Origin of the sequence: Streptomyces sp. NPDC001933, from assembly GCF_042890955.1 — a bacterium.
GTDB lineage: Bacteria > Actinomycetota > Actinomycetes > Streptomycetales > Streptomycetaceae > Streptomyces.
The window spans coordinates 274997-291002 of sequence record NZ_JBIASS010000008.1 but is presented as its reverse complement, the minus strand read 5'-3'; the positions used below and the strand labels follow the sequence as shown (position 1 = coordinate 291002).

Annotated in this window: 14 protein-coding genes; 6 read left to right on the top strand and 8 right to left on the bottom strand. The window is 72.5% G+C overall.

The features are described from left to right. Position 1: 1 nt before the first annotated feature. The 6 genes from ACFYY7_RS21760 to ACFYY7_RS21735 form a co-directional block, all read right to left on the bottom strand. Positions 2–787 carry an ABC transporter ATP-binding protein gene (locus ACFYY7_RS21760; protein WP_388663623.1) on the bottom strand — a complete coding sequence of 262 codons (786 nt, stop codon included), beginning with the start codon at positions 785–787 and terminating at the stop codon, positions 2–4. Beyond that, entirely contained in the window at positions 784–1713 is a 930-nt protein-coding gene (locus ACFYY7_RS21755; protein WP_388663747.1) for a FecCD family ABC transporter permease, read from the bottom strand. Before ACFYY7_RS21755 ends, ACFYY7_RS21760 begins: the two co-directional genes overlap by 4 nt. A 62-nt stretch (positions 1714–1775) precedes the next feature. Next, entirely contained in the window at positions 1776–2798 is a 1023-nt protein-coding gene (locus ACFYY7_RS21750; RefSeq protein WP_388663622.1) for a FecCD family ABC transporter permease, read from the bottom strand. Next, the gene (locus ACFYY7_RS21745; RefSeq protein WP_388663620.1) at positions 2795–3793 is read right to left on the bottom strand and encodes an ABC transporter substrate-binding protein; all 999 of its coding nucleotides are present in this window, start codon (positions 3791–3793) and stop codon (positions 2795–2797) included. Before ACFYY7_RS21745 ends, ACFYY7_RS21750 begins: the two co-directional genes overlap by 4 nt. A gap of 102 nt (positions 3794–3895) precedes the next feature. Next, entirely contained in the window at positions 3896–4747 is an 852-nt protein-coding gene (locus tag ACFYY7_RS21740) for a siderophore-interacting protein (protein ID WP_388663618.1), read from the bottom strand. Next, positions 4744–4983, bottom strand: coding sequence for a phosphopantetheine-binding protein (locus ACFYY7_RS21735; protein WP_388663616.1), 240 nt, complete (start codon positions 4981–4983; stop codon positions 4744–4746). Before ACFYY7_RS21735 ends, ACFYY7_RS21740 begins: the two co-directional genes overlap by 4 nt. Positions 4984–5382: 399 nt before the next feature. Here ACFYY7_RS21735 and ACFYY7_RS21730 point away from each other — a divergent pair, with 399 nt between their 5' ends. From ACFYY7_RS21730 to ACFYY7_RS21705, 6 genes are all read left to right on the top strand, one after another. Then, positions 5383–6225 carry a 2,3-dihydro-2,3-dihydroxybenzoate dehydrogenase gene (locus ACFYY7_RS21730; RefSeq protein WP_388663615.1) on the top strand — a complete coding sequence of 281 codons (843 nt, stop codon included), beginning with the start codon at positions 5383–5385 and terminating at the stop codon, positions 6223–6225. A 53-nt stretch (positions 6226–6278) separates the two neighbouring features. Beyond that, positions 6279–7493, top strand: a complete 1215-nt coding sequence (gene dhbC, locus ACFYY7_RS21725; RefSeq protein WP_388663614.1) for an isochorismate synthase DhbC — start codon at positions 6279–6281, stop codon at positions 7491–7493. Then, on the top strand, positions 7490–9154 hold the full coding sequence (locus tag ACFYY7_RS21720) for a (2,3-dihydroxybenzoyl)adenylate synthase (protein ID WP_388663612.1): 1665 nt from the start codon (positions 7490–7492) through the stop codon (positions 9152–9154). Before dhbC ends, ACFYY7_RS21720 begins: the two co-directional genes overlap by 4 nt. 40 nt (positions 9155–9194) lie before the next feature. Continuing rightward, the gene (locus tag ACFYY7_RS21715; protein WP_388663610.1) at positions 9195–9827 is read left to right on the top strand and encodes an isochorismatase family protein; all 633 of its coding nucleotides are present in this window, start codon (positions 9195–9197) and stop codon (positions 9825–9827) included. A gap of 88 nt (positions 9828–9915) precedes the next feature. Beyond that, a complete protein-coding gene (locus tag ACFYY7_RS21710; RefSeq protein ID WP_388663608.1) occupies positions 9916–11973 on the top strand; it encodes a DUF4139 domain-containing protein in 2058 nt (685 codons plus the stop codon). A 6-nt stretch (positions 11974–11979) separates the two neighbouring features. Next, on the top strand, positions 11980–13542 hold the full coding sequence (locus tag ACFYY7_RS21705; RefSeq protein WP_388663606.1) for a mucoidy inhibitor MuiA family protein: 1563 nt from the start codon (positions 11980–11982) through the stop codon (positions 13540–13542). Between the two features lie 25 nt (positions 13543–13567). Here ACFYY7_RS21705 and ACFYY7_RS21700 read toward each other — a convergent pair whose 3' ends face one another. Both ACFYY7_RS21700 and ACFYY7_RS21695 read right to left on the bottom strand, forming a co-directional pair. Further along, positions 13568–14680, bottom strand: a complete 1113-nt coding sequence (locus ACFYY7_RS21700) for a hypothetical protein (RefSeq protein WP_388663604.1) — start codon at positions 14678–14680, stop codon at positions 13568–13570. Further along, positions 14677–15939 (bottom strand): hypothetical protein, encoded by a 1263-nt coding sequence (locus ACFYY7_RS21695; protein ID WP_388663602.1) that lies wholly within the window; start codon positions 15937–15939, stop codon positions 14677–14679. Before ACFYY7_RS21695 ends, ACFYY7_RS21700 begins: the two co-directional genes overlap by 4 nt. Between the last annotated feature and the right edge of the window lie 67 nt (positions 15940–16006).

The window sequence follows — 16006 nt, the reverse complement described above, 5'->3', positions numbered from 1 at the left end:
CTCAGTCTCCTAGAAGTGTGGGAACGACCATCGGTGTGCCGGTCACCGGGTCGGGGACGATGACGCTCGGCAGGTCGAAGACGTCCTTGATCAGCGCGGCGTCCACGACGTCCCCGGGCTCGCCCTCGGCGATGACGCGGCCGTCCTTCATGGCGATCAGGTGGTCGGCGAACCGGCATGCCTGGTTGATGTCGTGCAGGACCGCGACCACCGTGCGGCCCTCGTCGCGCAGCCGGGCGAGCAGGCCGAGCAGTTGGTACTGGTGGGTGATGTCCAGGAACGACGTGGGTTCGTCGAGCAGCAGGTACGGCGTCTGCTGGGCGAGCACCATGGCCATCCACACCCGTTGCCGCTGTCCGCCGGACAGCTCCCGCACCGGCCGGTCCCCCAGCTCGCCGACGCCGGCTGCGGCCATCGCCGTGTCGACGGCCCCCTCGTCGTCCGGCGACCAAAGGGCCAGCATCGACTGGTGCGGGAACCGTCCCCGGCCCACGAGTTGCCGGACCCTGATGTCGTCGGGTGCCAGCGGATCCTGCGGCAGGAAGCCGAGTTGCCTGGCCAGTGCCTTGGTGGCGTAGCGGCCGACCTCGCGGCCGTCGAACTCCACCTGCCCGGAGTCCGGGCGCAGCAGCCGGACCAGCGCGCTCAACAGGGTCGACTTCCCACAGGCGTTGGGGCCGACGATGGCGGTGAACGCGCCGTCGGGGACGTCGATGCTCAGCCGGGTCGAGACGACCCGGTCTCCGTGGCGCAGGGTGATGTCCCGCGCCGTCAGGCGTGCGGTCACGCGCGCCTCACCTCCTTGGTCAGCAGCCAGATCAGGTAGCAGCCGCCGATCGCGGTGCTCACCACGCCGACGGGCAGCGCGACGGGCGCCAGCAGCATCTGGGCGATCAGGTCGGCGCCCAGGAGCAGTACGGCCCCGGTCAGGGCGGCCGGGAGCAGCGGTACTCCGGCGGCGCCCGCGAGTCTGCGGCCGATCTGCGGGGCGGCCAGGGCGATGAATGCGATCGGGCCGGCTACCGCGGTCACCGTGGCCGTGCAGCCGACGCCGACCAGCACCATCAGCAGCCGCAGCCGGTCGATCCCGACGCCGGTGGTCACCGCGACCGCGTCGCCGAGCGACGCCTGGTGCATGGCGTGCGCCCGCGAGGCCATCAGGGCCAGCAGTACGGCGATCACCGTGAACGGGATCCCCAGGTCGGCCCAGCCCACTCCGTTGAGCGAGCCTGCGCTCCAGCCGACGGCGGCGATCGCCACCTCCAGCTCGGCGCGCAGCACGATCCAGGAGTTGACCGCGGTCACCATCGCGTTGAACGCGATGCCGATGACCACCAACCGGAGCCCGGAGAAGCCCCGTTCGTACGACAGCAGGTAGATGGCGGCGGCGACGGCCAGCCCGCCGAGCACCGAGCCGACGGCGAGTTGCGCGGAGGTGCCCGAGAGTACGGTGAGGGCGACCAGGGCGCCGGTGTAGGCGCCCGCGTCGAGACCGATGACGTCCGGGCTGCCCATCGGGTTGCGGGTGAGGTTCTGGAAGATCGCCCCCGCCACACCGAGCGCGGCGCCGAAGACCAGCCCGGCCAGTACGCGCGGCAGCCGCCAGTCCCGGATCACCACGGAGCGGTCCGTCCCGGTGAGCGCGGCGAACACCTCGCCGGGGGTGGACCATGACGCCCCGTAACACAGCCCGAGCAGGCTCAGGCCCAGCATCAGAGGGATCAGCACGGCGCAGAGCAGCAGGGTGCGGCGCCCGGCCCTCGGTACGAGTACGGTCACAGCGACCCCGCCCCGTGCCGGCGGACGGCCCAGATCAGCATGGGGCCGCCGAGGAACGCGGTCACGACGGCCACCGGCACCTCGCCGGTGGGCAGCAGGACCCGCGCCCCGATGTCGGCGGCCAGGAGCAGGATCGGCCCCAGCACCATCGTGTAGAGGATCAGCCACGGGACCGAGCCCGCCGCCGGCCTGCGTGCCAGGTGCGGCACGATCAGTCCGACGAAGAGGATCGGCCCGGCCACCGCCGTCGCCGCCCCGCTGAGCACCGTGATCAGCACCAGGGCGGCGGCCCGTACCCGGCCCACGCCCGCACCCAGTGTGTGTGCCACGTTCTCCCCCAGCGTCAGGGCGTTCAGTGCCCGGCTCAGCAGCAGCGCGCCGAGCAGGGCCACGGCGATCGCGGTCAACGGCAGGGCCAGCGGCGCCTGTTCACGGCCCGCGAGTGATCCGACCGACCAGAACCGGTAGGCGTCGAAGACGTCCGGGAGCATCAGCCGCATGCCCAGCGCGACGCCGCCCAGTACCGCGGTCAGGGCCACGCCGGTGAGTACCAGGCGCAGCGGTGAGCGCTGCCCGACCGCGGCAACCAGCAGCGCCGCGAGCACGGATCCGGCGATCGCGAAGCCCAGTTCGCCCGCCTGTCCGCCGGCCAGCCCGAGCGCCGAGCCGACGGTGACGGCGAATCCGGCGCCCGCGGTGACCCCGAGGATGCCGGGCTCGGCCAGCGGGTTCCGGGCCAGCGTCTGGATCAGCGCGCCGGCCACCGCGAGCGCGGCGCCCACCGCGATGGCCAGCAGTGCGCGCGGCGCCCGGATGTCGTGCACGATCACCTGGTCGTCGGTGCCCCGGTGGTCGAAGAGTGCCCGCACGACCTCGGCGGGCGGAACGTGGCGGGCCCCGACGCCCATGCCGATCACGGCGATCGCCGCCAGCAGCAGCAGTCCGCCGACGAGCAGGCCGATCCGTGGCCCGGCTCGCCCGGTTCCCGCCGTCCGGGAGGCGCGGCCCGCGACGGTCACCGGTTCAGCAGCGGAGCGAGCGACTCGTCGATCGCGTCCAGGGTCTGAACGGCCTCGCCGTAGGTCGCGGCCTCGGTGTAGCGGAACGGGAATGCCTTCCCCGCCTTGACGGCGGGCAGGTTCTTCCAGAGCTTCGAGTCCAGGACGTACTGGACGGACTTGGGGACGCTGCCGTCGGCGTTGACCGAGTACGTCAGGACATCGGCCTCGCGGAAGGCGGCCGGGAGCTCCTCGATGGAGGGGTACTCGCTGACCGATTGCGAACCGGGGCCGGGCTTCTTGACCTTGCCGTAGTACTCCGCGCCGAGGTCCTCGGCGATGTTGGTGCCCCACGAACCGTTGAACTCGCGCTGGAAGGTGCCCTTGGCGGCGTCCCCGTACGCGCCGGCGTGGCCCAGCTCGAGCTGGGGCAGCACGTCCTCGTACTTCTTGGCCAGCTCCGCGGCCCGGTCCTCGTACGTGTCCTTCGCGGCGTCGAACTGCTTGAGCGAGCCCGCGGCGTCGGACTGCTTGCGGGACAGTTCGCGCCAGGCGGACGGCACGGTCGGGCCGATCGCCACGACCGGTGCGATGGACTCCAGCCGCTTGACGTCGATGTCGCCGAGCACGGGGGCGGGCACACCGATGACGATGAGGTCGGGGTCGGCCTCGGCGACGGCCTCGTAGTTGGTCTCGGCCGCCTGCTCCCCCGCCACCTTGGGGAGCTTCTTGTACTCGGCCAGGTCCTCCTTGGACATCATCGGCTCGCCGCGCTTCCACGACGAGATCCCGACCAGCGGTGCGTCGGCCTCGATGAGGGCGGGCACGGCATAGCCGGTGGCCACCACGCGCTTCGGGGAGGCCGGGATGGTGATCTTGCCGTTGTCCGCGGCGAACACCCTGGTCGCGCCCTTGTCCGAGGCGTCCGACCCGCTCTCCGACGAGAACCCGCAGCCGGTCAGGACCAGGGCCAGCGATGCGGCTCCGACCAGGCCGGACGATCTGCGTATGGACATGAAAAGCTCCTTGCCAATTGGGTAAGGCTCACCACGCTTGATGGCCTTTGAGTCAGGACGAACCGGAGAGCGGCGTCACGCCCGCCCCCTGCCCGGCCTCGTTCAGTGGTCGTCCTCGTCGAAGTCGGCGACGCCGCGCTTCCAGTAACCGGTGATGTCGCTGTCGGCCTTCTCCAGCCGCAGTTCGTCGCGGGCCCAGCGGCGCAGCGGCTTGATCTGCCCCGCCTCGCCCGCGGCCCACACGTACACCCGCTCCCCCTCGGGCACCGTCACCGCGGTCACGGCCCGCGCCAGCGCGTCGCCGGTTCCGGCCGGCCGGTCGCCACGGTGCAGCCAGCGCACCTCCACGCCCTCGGGCGCGGACAGCTCGATCTCCTGCGCGGCGTCGACGACTTCGACGAACGCCCAGCCCTTCGAGCCCCTGGGCAGTTCCTCCAGCCATCGCGCGATCGCGGGCAGGGCCGTGATGTCGCCCGCGAGCAGATAGCGGTCGTAGCTGTGCGGGACGATCATCCCGCCGGGCGGCCCCGCGATGTGCATGATGTCGCCGGGCCTGGCCCCATGCGCCCATTCCGAGGCGAGGCCGCCGTCGTGCAGGGCGACGTCGATGTCGATCTCGCCCGCGACCGGGTCGTGACGGCGCACGGTGTACTCCCGGGAGACGGATGCCGGTCGCGGCCAGCTCAGCATCAGCCCGTTCCGCTCGGGCAGTCGCAGCGAGCCGTCCGGATCCGGGAAGAGCAGTTTCACGTGTTCGTCCGGCGCGTGGGCCTCGAACCCCTCGGTGCCGGGCCCGCCCAGGGTCACCCGCAGCAGGCCGGCGCCGACCATGGCGGTGCGTACGACCTCGGTCGCCCGGATGCCGATCGGGTAGCCCACCTTCTCGGCGTGGCGGCCCGCCCGGACCTCCGCGATCCGGTCCAGGTGCCGGTGCCGGTGGTCGACCCGGCTCATGCGGCACCACCCGTCAACAGCTCGGTCCAGTGCCCCAGTTCGGGCTGCTCGGCCAGGTCGGCGAACTCCAGAGCGGACGCTCCCGCACCACGCCAGCGGTCGACCAGGACCATGATCCGCACCGAGTCCAGGCCGAGGTCGACGAGGTTCTCCTCGGGTTCGATCCCGGCGGGGTCGCACCCGAGGAGTTCCGCGACGTCCGCACGGACGCGTTCGGGCGACAAGGTCTGATTCATCGGGTTGCTCCTGCGGAGATGGATGCCGGCAGCGCGGTCGACGCGTCGGCGGTGATGGGGGTACGACGCCACGGCGCGGGGCGACGTCCGTGCACGCCCGGTCATGGCGTGCACGGGAGAGGTCGACGGCCGCACCGGCCGCCCGGCGGTGGTGCGGGCCTGTTCGCCACGGTCCATGACGAGTCACGCCGGAGGACCGACGCCGCTCACAATAAGGCAAGGCTAACCTAACTTATAAGCGCCGACCGCAGGGCACCTACCCCGACGCCAGGAGGCGCCCGCACCCCAACTCCCCCTGCCGGACCGCCCGTCAGGTCGCCGCGAACCCGAACCCCGCACCCCCTTCGCTCGATTTAAGTTAGGTTACCCTTACCTAACTTTCCCGAACGGAGGTTGCTCATGCCTGACCTCACACCTGTCCACATATCGGGCAGAAGCGGCGAGTTCGACGGTCGTACTGTCCTGGTCACCGGTGCCGCACAGGGCATCGGGGCGGCTGTCGCCGAGCTGTTCGCCGGCCTCGGCGCCAAGGTGGCCGCCACCGACCGCGCGTGGGACGGCATCGACGCCCTGGCCGCCGGATGGAACCGGCGGCAGGCGGAGAACCCGGGGAGCGAGCGCCCGACGGGCCGTCTGGAGCCGTACGTCATGGACGTCACCGACCGGTCCTCGGTGGAGCGCACCGTGGCCCGGACCGAGCGCGAACTCGGCCCCATCGACGTACTCGTGAACGTCGCGGGCGTCCTGCGTCCCGGCCCCGCCACCGAACTCCGCGCCGAGGACTGGTCGGACACCTTCGCGGTGAACACCGACGGAGTCCTGCACACCTCGCAGACCGTCGCACCGCTGATGGCCGGCCGGGGCAACGGCTGTGTCGTCACCGTCGGTTCCAACGCCGCCGGGATCCCCCGCACCGGCATGGCCGCCTACGCCGCTTCGAAGGCCGCGGCGGTCATGTTCACCAAATGCCTGGGCCTCGAACTCGCCCGCAGCGGCGTACGGTGCAACGTCGTCGCACCCGGATCCACCGACACGGCCATGCAACGCGCCCTGTGGACCGGCTCCGACGCCGAACAGCGCGTCATCGACGGAGACCCGGCGACCTACCGCACCGGCATCCCGCTGGGCCGGATCGCCGCCCCCGAGGACATCGCCGACGCCGTCGCGTTCCTCGCCTCGGACCGCGCCCGCCACATCACCATGCAGGAGCTGTACGTCGACGGCGGCGCGACCCTGCGCTGAACCACCCGCAACTCCCCACCCCCTCTGGCAGAACCATCGAGAATGGAGTCACCGTGTCGACGGCTTCCCAGGTCGCCACGCACCTACCCCCGGCAGATCCGGCCCACCCGGGCCACCCGGCCGTAGGCGCCGCCACCTCGCTCCTGGACTCCTACACCCCGGGCGACCACTTCCTCGCCACCCCCGGCCGCACCCTGCTGGCCCACGGCGCGGCACGCCGCGTACCCGACGACGCGCGGCCCCTGGGCGAGCGGGTGGACGCCACCCTGGCCGAGGCCGCCGCGGCCGGGCAGGAATCGCCCGTGGTCATCGGCGCCATCCCGTTCGACCACGAAGCACCGGCCGCCCTGAGCGTGCCGGCGGCGCTGCGCATCGCGCCCCCGCTCGCCTCCGACCCGCTGATCGCCCTGCCCGCCGACGTCACCGGCCCGGCGGACTGGCGGATACGCCCGTTCCCCGAACCCGAGGTCTACGGAGCGGGCGTCGCCTCGGCCGTGGAGCGCATGTGGCGCGGGGAGTTCAGCAAGGTGGTGCTCGCCCGCACCCTCGAACTCACCTCACCCGCCCCGCTCGACCTGCCCGGGATGCTCCAGCGCCTGGCCCGCCGCGACCCCACCGGCCACACCTTCGCCCTGCCGGCCGGGGACGGACGCACCCTCATCGGCGCCAGTCCGGAACTGCTGGTCTCCCGGCAGGGACAGCGCGTGGTCGCCAATCCGCTCGCCGGGTCCACCCCGCGCAGCGCCGACCTGGCCGAGGACGTCCGCCGCGCCGCCACGCTGCTGGAGTCCGCGAAGGACCTGCACGAGCACGCCGTCGTGGTGGACGCCGTCCACCAGGCCCTGGCCCCGCACTGCGCGGAACTGACCGTCCCGGCCCGGCCGACACTGATCCGTACCGCCACCATGTGGCACCTGTCCACCACGGTCACCGGCACGCTCGCCTCCCCCGACGTCTCGGCCCTGGCCCTGGCCCGTGCCCTGCACCCGACCCCGGCCGTGTGCGGCACCCCCACCGCGACGGCCCGGCAGATCATCGCGGAGACCGAGCCGTTCGACCGCGGCTTCTTCACCGGGATGGTGGGCTGGGGCGACGCCCGGGGCGACGGCGAGTGGGTCGTCACGATCCGCTGCGCCGAGGCCGAGGAACGCACACTGCGCCTCTACGCGGGCGCCGGCATCGTGGCGGCGTCCGTGCCCGAGGCGGAGACCGCCGAGACGGCGGCCAAGTTCCGTACCTTCCTCAGCGCCGTGGGGGCCGAACTGTGAGCCCGCACTCCGCTCCCACCTGGCCGTCCGAGTTCGCCGAGCAGTACCGGGCCGCGGGCTGGTGGCGCGGCGAGACGTTCGGCTCCATGCTCCGGGAGCGCGCCGAGGCGCACCCGGACCGGATCGCCGTGGTCGACCCGGTCGCGGGAACCCGGTGGAGCTACGCGGAACTGGACCGGCGCGCCGACCGGCTGGCCGCCGGATTCCTTGCCCGGAACATCACCAAGGGCGACCGGGTGGTGGTCCAACTGCCCAATGCCGCGGAGTTCTTCGAGGTCGTCTTCGCACTGTTCCGGATCGGCGCGCTGCCCGTCTTCGCCCTGCCGGCCCACCGCGAGAGCGAGATCTCGTACTTCTGCGAGTTCACCGAGGCGGTCGCGTACGTCGTCGCGGCGGAACACGACGGCTACGACTACCGCGAACTGGCGGCCCGCGCCCGCACCGGCGCACCCGCGCTGCGGCACGTGTTCGTCGCCGCCGGGGACCCGGGCGGGTTCGAGGCGCTGTCCGACGTGGCGCAGGACCCGGTCGGACACGATGCTCCGCGCCCGGACGACCTGGCCTTCCTCCAGCTCTCCGGCGGCAGCACCGGCCTACCGAAACTGATTCCGCGCACCCACGACGACTACATCTACTCGCTCCGCGGCTCCAACGAGATCTGCGGGGTCGACGAGGACAGCGTCTACCTCTGCGCGCTGCCCGCGGCCCACAACTTCCCGCTCTCCTCCCCCGGTTCGCTCGGCACGCTCTACGCCGGAGGCCGCGTGGTGCTGTGCCCGCGCCCCTCCCCCGAGGTGGCCTTCCCGCTGATCGAACGGGAACGGGTCACCCTCACCGGACTGGTCCCGCCACTGGCCCTGCTCTGGACCCGGGCGGCCACCGCCACCCCGCACGACCTCAGCAGCCTCGACGTCCTGCTGGTGGGTGGCGCCAAGTTCAGCGAGGAGGCCGCGCGTCGGGTCCGGCCGGCGCTCGGCTGCACCTTGCAGCAGGTCTTCGGCATGGCCGAGGGCCTGGTCAACTACACCCGGCTGGACGACCCGGTCGAGCTGATCGTCACCACCCAGGGGCGGCCCATCTCACCGGACGACGAGATCCTGGTCGTCGACGACGAGGACCAGGAGGTCGCACCGGGCGAAACGGGCCACCTGCTCACGCGCGGGCCCTACACGATCCGCGGCTACTGGCGGGCGCCGGAACAAAACGCCCGATCGTTCACCGAGGACGGCTTCTACCGCACGGGCGATGTCGTCCGGGTCACCCCCAGCGGTCACATCGTCGTGGAGGGCCGCGCCAAGGACCAGATCAACCGGGGCGGCGAGAAGATCGCCGCCGAGGAGGTGGAGAACCACATCCTGGCCCACCCCTGCGTCCACGATGCCAACGTGGTGGCCGAGCCGGACCCGTACCTGGGCGAACGCACCTGCGCGTACGTGATCCTGCGTCCGGGCACGGGTCCGCTGAAGCCGGTGGACGTCAAGGGGTTCGTACGTGAACGGGGTCTGGCCGCGTACAAGGTGCCCGACCGGGTCGAGTTCGTGGACGCGTTCCCGCAGACCGGTGTCGGAAAGATCTCCAAGAAGGCGCTGCGGACCGCCGCGGCACGGAACGCGTCCGCGCCTCCGTCGACGCGGAACGCGTCCGTCTCTCCGTCGGCCTGACCCTCCCGTGAACACCCTCCCCTGAACGGAACCCCGCACCATGGCCCTGCCCGCCATCGCCCCGTACCCCATGCCTGCCACCGACGAGCTGCCCGCCAACCGGGTCGGATGGACCGTCGACCCGTCACGCGCGGTGCTCCTCGTCCACGATCTGCAGAACCACTTCCTGTCGGCCTACGATCCCGCCGCCTCGCCGATCCCCGAACTGCTTTCGCACGTGGCGGAGTTGAAAAGGTCGGCGACGCGACTCGGCATCCCGGTGCTCTACACCGCGCAGCCCGGTGGCCAGAGCCCACAACAGCGTGGACTGCAACAGGACTTCTGGGGTCCGGGCCTGCCCGCCGACCCTCACGCCACCGCGATCGCCGAGGCCGTCGCACCCGACGAGGGCGACACGGTGCTCACCAAGTGGAAGTACAGCGGCTTCGTCCGCACCGACCTCCTGGAACGCCTGCGTGAACAGGGCCGCGACCAGATCGTCATCACCGGCGTCTACGCCCACATCGGCGTCCTCATGACCGCGTGCGACGCCTGGATGCAGGACATCCAGGCCTTCGTGGTGGCCGACGCGGTGGCCGACTTCTCCGCCGAGGACCACGCAATGGCCCTGCGCTGGGCGGCAGGCAGATGCGCCGTCGTCACGAGCACCCGGACCGTCTTCGAAGGGAGCTGACCCATGCCGTCCGCCGGATTCGACTCGGGCGCCCGGACCGGCCCGGCGTAAGCTGCGTTCGGCATGGACACGGCTGGGGGCGGAGCACATGACGGATGAGTCGGCACAACGGTGGGGCTCGACCCTCGATTCGGTCGTGGTGTACGCGCAGGGCGCGATCTGCCGGCGCCTGGCCCGGGGCAGCGTGTCGCCCGACGGCCGGGTGCGGGTGACGGGGCTGCCCCGCTCGCTGGACCCGGGCTCGCTGCGGGCCGGTGTCCTCGGCTCCCCCGGGGTGCGCGTCACCGAGGCCCGGGTGGAGGTCGAGGCCGAGCCGGTCGGCTCGCGCACGCCCGACGAGTTGCGGCGCAAGGTCGAGCGGCTCAGCGACGAGCACGCTGCCGCGCAAGGACGCCGGGACCGGCAGCTGAGCCTGATCGAGGAGGTCAGGGCTCTCCACCCGGTCCCGCCTCCCCGCAGGCGGGACGATCCGCACCGCCGCACCCCGGTCGACGCCTGGCTGGAGCTCGCCGGCTTCGTGGACGAGCGGCTGGCGGGGCTGCACAAGCGGCTCGTCGAGCTGGAGGAGGCGCTGCGCACCGTCGAGCACGAGCTCGAAGGCGCCGCCGACCGGCTCGCGCGGGCCTCCACCGACGCGCCGTCGGCGCACGTGGAGACCACGGTCTGCGCGGTGCTCACCCTCGCCGGCACCGACAGCGACACCGGTGACGCGGAGGTGGAGGTGGAGCTGGAGTACGGGGTGCCGGGCGCCGTCTGGGTGCCGGCCTACCGCCTCGGTCACCGTCAGGGCGACGGCAGCGGAAGGCTGATGCTGCGCGCCTCGGTCGCCCAGCGGACCGGCGAGGACTGGACCGGTGTCCGCATCGCCCTGGCCACCGCCGATCTCCGGCGCCGCACCGACCTGCCGAGGCTCCGCTCGATGCGGATCGGACGCAGCCAGCCCGCCCCCGCGCCCTCCGGCTGGCGCGAGCCCCCGGCCGGGCTCGTCGACCTGTTCTCCGGGTACGACGCGGCAGGTCCCGGCCCGGCCCCGGCACCCGCTGCGTCGGTGGGCGGCCACGCCCTCGCGGTCGCCGCGGCCGAGCCGGCTCTGCCACCGCCGCCTCCCCCGCCGCCCGCACCGACCCCGGCCCAGGCCCCGCTGAGCTACGGCGCTCCACCGGCCGCGTTCCCGCCGCCGAGCGGCGGGTACGGCGCTCCCCCGGCCGCGTTCGGCGGCGGGCCCTACGCGGGTGCCCCCGGCGCCGCCATGGCGCCCGCGGCACCCGGCGGCGCCGTGCCGCCGCCCCCACCGGCACCGGCAGCCGGTCCGCCCCAGCCGAGCGGCGCCGAACTCGACTACGCCGGCCTCGTCCTGTGCGGCCCCGAGGAGACGGGCGGTCGCAGGGGCCGGCTGTTTCCCGGATCCCCCTTCGACCCGGTGGCGGCCGAGTACCGCCGCCGCGCCGAGGCGGTGGCCGCGCTGCCGCTGCCCGGTCAGGCCGTACGCCCCCGCGAGTCGGCGGGCTCCTTCGACCACCGCTTCGATGCCGCCGCCCGCGCCGACATCCCGTCGGACGGCACCTGGCACACCGTCACCGTCGGCGAGATCCCGGTCGGTCTGCGTACCGAGTACCTCTGTGTGCCGTCCGTGGAGCAGACCGTGTACGCGACGCTGGTGCTCTCCAACTCCACCGACCAGGCGCTGCTGGCCGGCCCGGTGGAGATCACCGTCGACGACGACTACCTGCTGACCGCCGCACTGCCCACGCTCGCCCCCGGCGGGGTCCGCCGGGTGGGGCTCGGGCCGGCCGAGGGCATCCGGGTCACCCGCCGTACCAACCTCCACGAGTCCACCGCGGGCCTGCGCAACAACACCACCGTGCTCGACCACCGCGTCCACGTGGAACTGTCCAACGGGCTCGCGAGGCCCGTCACGGTGGAGGTCCACGAACGGGTGCCGGTCTCCTCCGAGCCGGACGTCCGGATCGAGGAACGGGCCGACTGGACGGCACCCGAGGAAGGCACGGGGCCCGACCGGCACGCGCCGGGAACCCGCGTCTGGCGGCTCGACCTGCCCGCAGGCGCCACCGCCGCCCTCGACGGCGGTTACGAGATCCGCATCCCGACCGGCAAGGCCCTGGTCGGCGGCAACCGCAGGAGCTGACACACCATGTCCACGGCCCCGAAGCCGATCGCCCTCCCCGTCACCGCCGTCACCTGTCTCGAGGACCGTGCCCACGTCGAGCGCGCCGTCGTGCTCGACCTGGAGGCCGGGGTCCAGCGGCTGCGTCTCGGACCGGTCAGCGCGCTGGCCGTCGACCGGACCCTCCATGCCGAGCTGGCCGCTGAGCACCCCGCGACCGTCCTCGACGTACGGATCGTCCGCAGCTGGACGCCGCGCGCACCGCTGCCGCCCACGGAGGACGACTCCGCCCTGCGCCACCGCGTACACGCCCTCGAAGAGGAGCGGCAGGCCCTGGAGCAGCGGCGCGACCGGCTCAAGACCCGGCTCGACCTGCTCGGCCGCCTCGCCGCCGATCTGCTGCGGGAAATCGGCGAGGGCGCCGGATCCGGGGAGACCGAACGGGCCCGCTGGGCCCGGGAACTGGACCGGGTGGACGCCGAACGCGACGATCACGGTGAGCAACTCCGCTTCACAGAAGCCCGGTTGACCGTCCTCCACAGCGAACTCGGGGCGGCCGAGCGGGCCATGCGGATCGCCGAGGAGGAGCCGGCCGAGCTGGTCGGCCATGTCGAGCTGACCGTGGAGGCCGCGGCCGCCGGGCCGGCCGGGCTGCGGCTGAGCCACCTCACCCCGTGTGCGCTGTGGCGGCCCGCCTACCGGGTCGTGCTCGACGGGGACTCCCTGACGCTGGAGACCGACGCGATGGTCTGGCAGCGCACCGGCGAGGACTGGTCGGACGTACGGCTGACGCTGTCGACGGCCCGCTCGACGCTGGCGACCGATCCGCCACGGCTGGACGAGGACCGGCTGACCCTCAAGGACCGCTCCGCGGCGGAACGCCGCACGGTCGACGTCGAGCTGCGCGAGGAGGAGATCGGGGTCCTCGGCCCGGCCCCGGTGCTCGGTCTGCCGGGGGTGGACGACGGCGGCGAGGCGCGGGTGCTGAGATCCCCCGCGCCGGTCTCGGTGCCCGGTGACGGCCGCGCCCACCGGGTGCCGCTCTCCGCCTTCACCACGGCCGCGCGCAGCGAGTACGCCTGCTCACCGGAGTTGTCCCCACTGGTCACCCAGGTGGTGCGGTTCGACAACCTGTCCGGCCACGCGCTGCTGGCCGGGCCCGTGGACCTGGTGCGCGGCAGCGGCTTCGGCGGCCGCGGCACGCTGGACTTCACCGCCCCCGGCGCCCCCGCCGAGCTGGCCTTCGGCAGCTGCGACGACTACCGGGTGGTCCGGCGTGCCGAGGAGTCCCGCGACTCCACCGGGATCACCCAGCGGACCGTGGTCACCCGCACGGTCCGGCTGCACCTGTCCCGGTTCTCCGCCCCCGGGGAGCAGGACGAGCGGGTGGTCGTCCTGCGGGAGCGGGTCCCGGTCTCCGAGGTCTCTGCGGTGGAGATCCGGCTGCGGAAGGGTTCGTGCTCCCCGGCGCCCGACGCGGTCGACGCCGAGGGCATCGCCCGCTGGGACATCCCGCTCCCGCCCGGCGGCCGCCGCACGGTCACCCTGGTCTACGAGGTGTCGGCGAGCGCCAGGGTCACCGGGCTCTGAGTCCGGTGGACGGCTGCTCGCGATGTCACGGAGTGGCCGGGGCGGAGCATCCGTGGTCCTTCGCCGAGCGCTCGGCGAAGGCCCGCAGTGCCGCACGTTCGTAGGCGAGGTCCGCGTCGCTTCTGGGGTAATCGAGACGCTCGCGCGTATCGGCCCACGGCTGCAGGGTGAACAGGGCCCGGCCGTCGGGGCACTTGGCCGATGTCCAGCTCATCCGGCCGCCGGGGTCGCGCTGATGCGCGGGGGTGTCGGCGTCCGGTGTGTCGGCGTTCGGTGTGTCCTCGTACGAATCCTCCGCGGCGAGAACCAACTGCTGTTGCGCATGGGGGCCGAAGTCCGCTTCGAGTTCGTAGCGCTTCCTGTGGTCGGCGTCGGCGAGCAGGCACGTCTCGTGCGGGGCGCCCCCGCGGGCCGTCTCGGTGGCGATCGCCATCCCGTGTGCGGCGGGAATGCCGGAGCAGGTCCCGTCCGCCGTACCGAGCGGCTCGTAATCGTCCTCGGTCACCGGCAGGCCGAGGCTGCTGACGGGCTTCCCGAGCTCGGCTCCGCAGTGCCGGGCCTTCGAGACCCTGGACGCGGTGGAGGTGGCGATCCTGGTGAACCCCGGTCTTTCGGCCGGGTCGTCCAGTGACGCGTCGCCGGTTGTCGTGACGGATACGTACAAGCTCTTGGGACTGCGCGTCCCGGTGCACTTCAGGACCAGACTCGTGGTCACGTCCTCGTACTCGGTGACGCTGAAGAGATCCGCCCTTTCGACGTCTTTCCGTCCGGCTCCGAAGAGCCCTGACCACCCGTGGCCGACCGGCACGGCGAACACTGCCTGAGAGCCCGTGAAGAGGGAGTTCGGGTACTGTCCGGCCTGCGAAGTGTCGAGGATGCTGATCTCGACGGCGCGGCCACCGTAGACGTGCACCTCACACCCCACCAGGCCCGCGCCGCGTCTTTCGTTCTCGATCTCGACGGCTCCCGCTCCGAGGACGCCGCGCACCACGTTCCGGTCGAGCAGGCCGTCGCAGGCTCCGTCGAGCGCCGACTCGTCCCTCCAGCGCTGGAAGTCGCCGTGCACCTGGAGATACCCGGCGACGACGACGGCCGCTGCGACCAGGGCCACGACCGCCCGCAGGACGTTCCGTCTCACCGCCATCCCTCCACCTCTCCCAGGATCCTGGATTCATGACACCCCTGCTGCCGGGGCCAGCCGTCGGGGTCGGCGAGATAGCTGTCCATCAGCTTGCGGGCGTCCTTGGAGTACTTGGTCCGCTCCGCCTCAGTGAGCATGTACGCACTGAGGTCGTTGGTCTCCATACGGACGGTGACCCGGTGGTACGTGCTGCCCGCGGCACACTCCGACCCTGCCCACAGGGCGAGTTCGCGCGACCCCGAGTCCGGGATGTCCCTGGTCCGTTTCCCGTCGCGGAAGCCGAAGCTGTCACCGGAGCGTTGGTACTGGGCGTCGGCCGACTCCCTGAGCGGCCCGGACCAGCTCGCCGCCGAGACCTCGACGACCGCACCGTCTGGTGGTGTCGGATCGGTGTCCATCGGGTCCTCGCGGTCCAGGACGGTGGCGGTGCAGACGCTCACCAGCCGTGAGTCCTGCAGATCACCGCTCGCTGTCCACTTGCCGGGGAAGCCCGCTCGCCTGCCGACCCCACGGCACTTCCTCACGCCCAGACCCGGCTCGTCGATCCCCACGACCTTCATGTTGCCGCCGTCCGCGTCCTTGGTGACATGGGCCTCGTACGTGTCGAGGACCCGCGTGGGCGGCTTCAGCGGGGAGCCGCCGCACTTCTGCGCGGCGGTGATCCCGTTGGCGGCCTGGACCGCGGTACGGAAGTCGTAGAGATACCCGGCCGGCTTCCCCTTGCCGGGAACGGGCAGATCGACATCGGCCGTGACATACATCCCCGACACCTCGCGGGCCCGCCCCGCCAGCCCGCCGGGGCACTCGGCGACGACCCAGGTCCGCCCGCGCTCGTCCACCCGGCCGGTGAGTCCGGGCGCCTCGTACCCGTCGTTGCCGACGCCGGGCAGGATTTCCTCGGCCCGCAATGTCACCGGCATCTCGGATATGAGCGCGACGGCCAGCACCCGCACCGATCCGTGCCCCGGCCAGGTGACGGAGCAGTTCACCAGGGAGTGGCTGTCCTCACCGGGATCGAGCACGGTGCCGTACTGACTCACCTCGCCCGCGACGTCGTCGGGCACGAGGCCCCGCAGCTCCTCGTACGGCAGCAGCCCCGCACATGCACGCTTCAACTGCGCCCGGTTCGCCGCCATATGGCCACGCTCGTCCGACCGGCCGCCGCCGCCCGAGAAGAACACCACCCCGGTGACGAGCAGCACGAGCGGCAGACCTATGAACAACGGCTTGCGCAGCCTTGACGGCACTCGGCCCACGGAGCCCCCTCCCCCAGTACCACTGGCGGATTCACGTCATCGCCGGTGGATCGAACAATGGAACCTA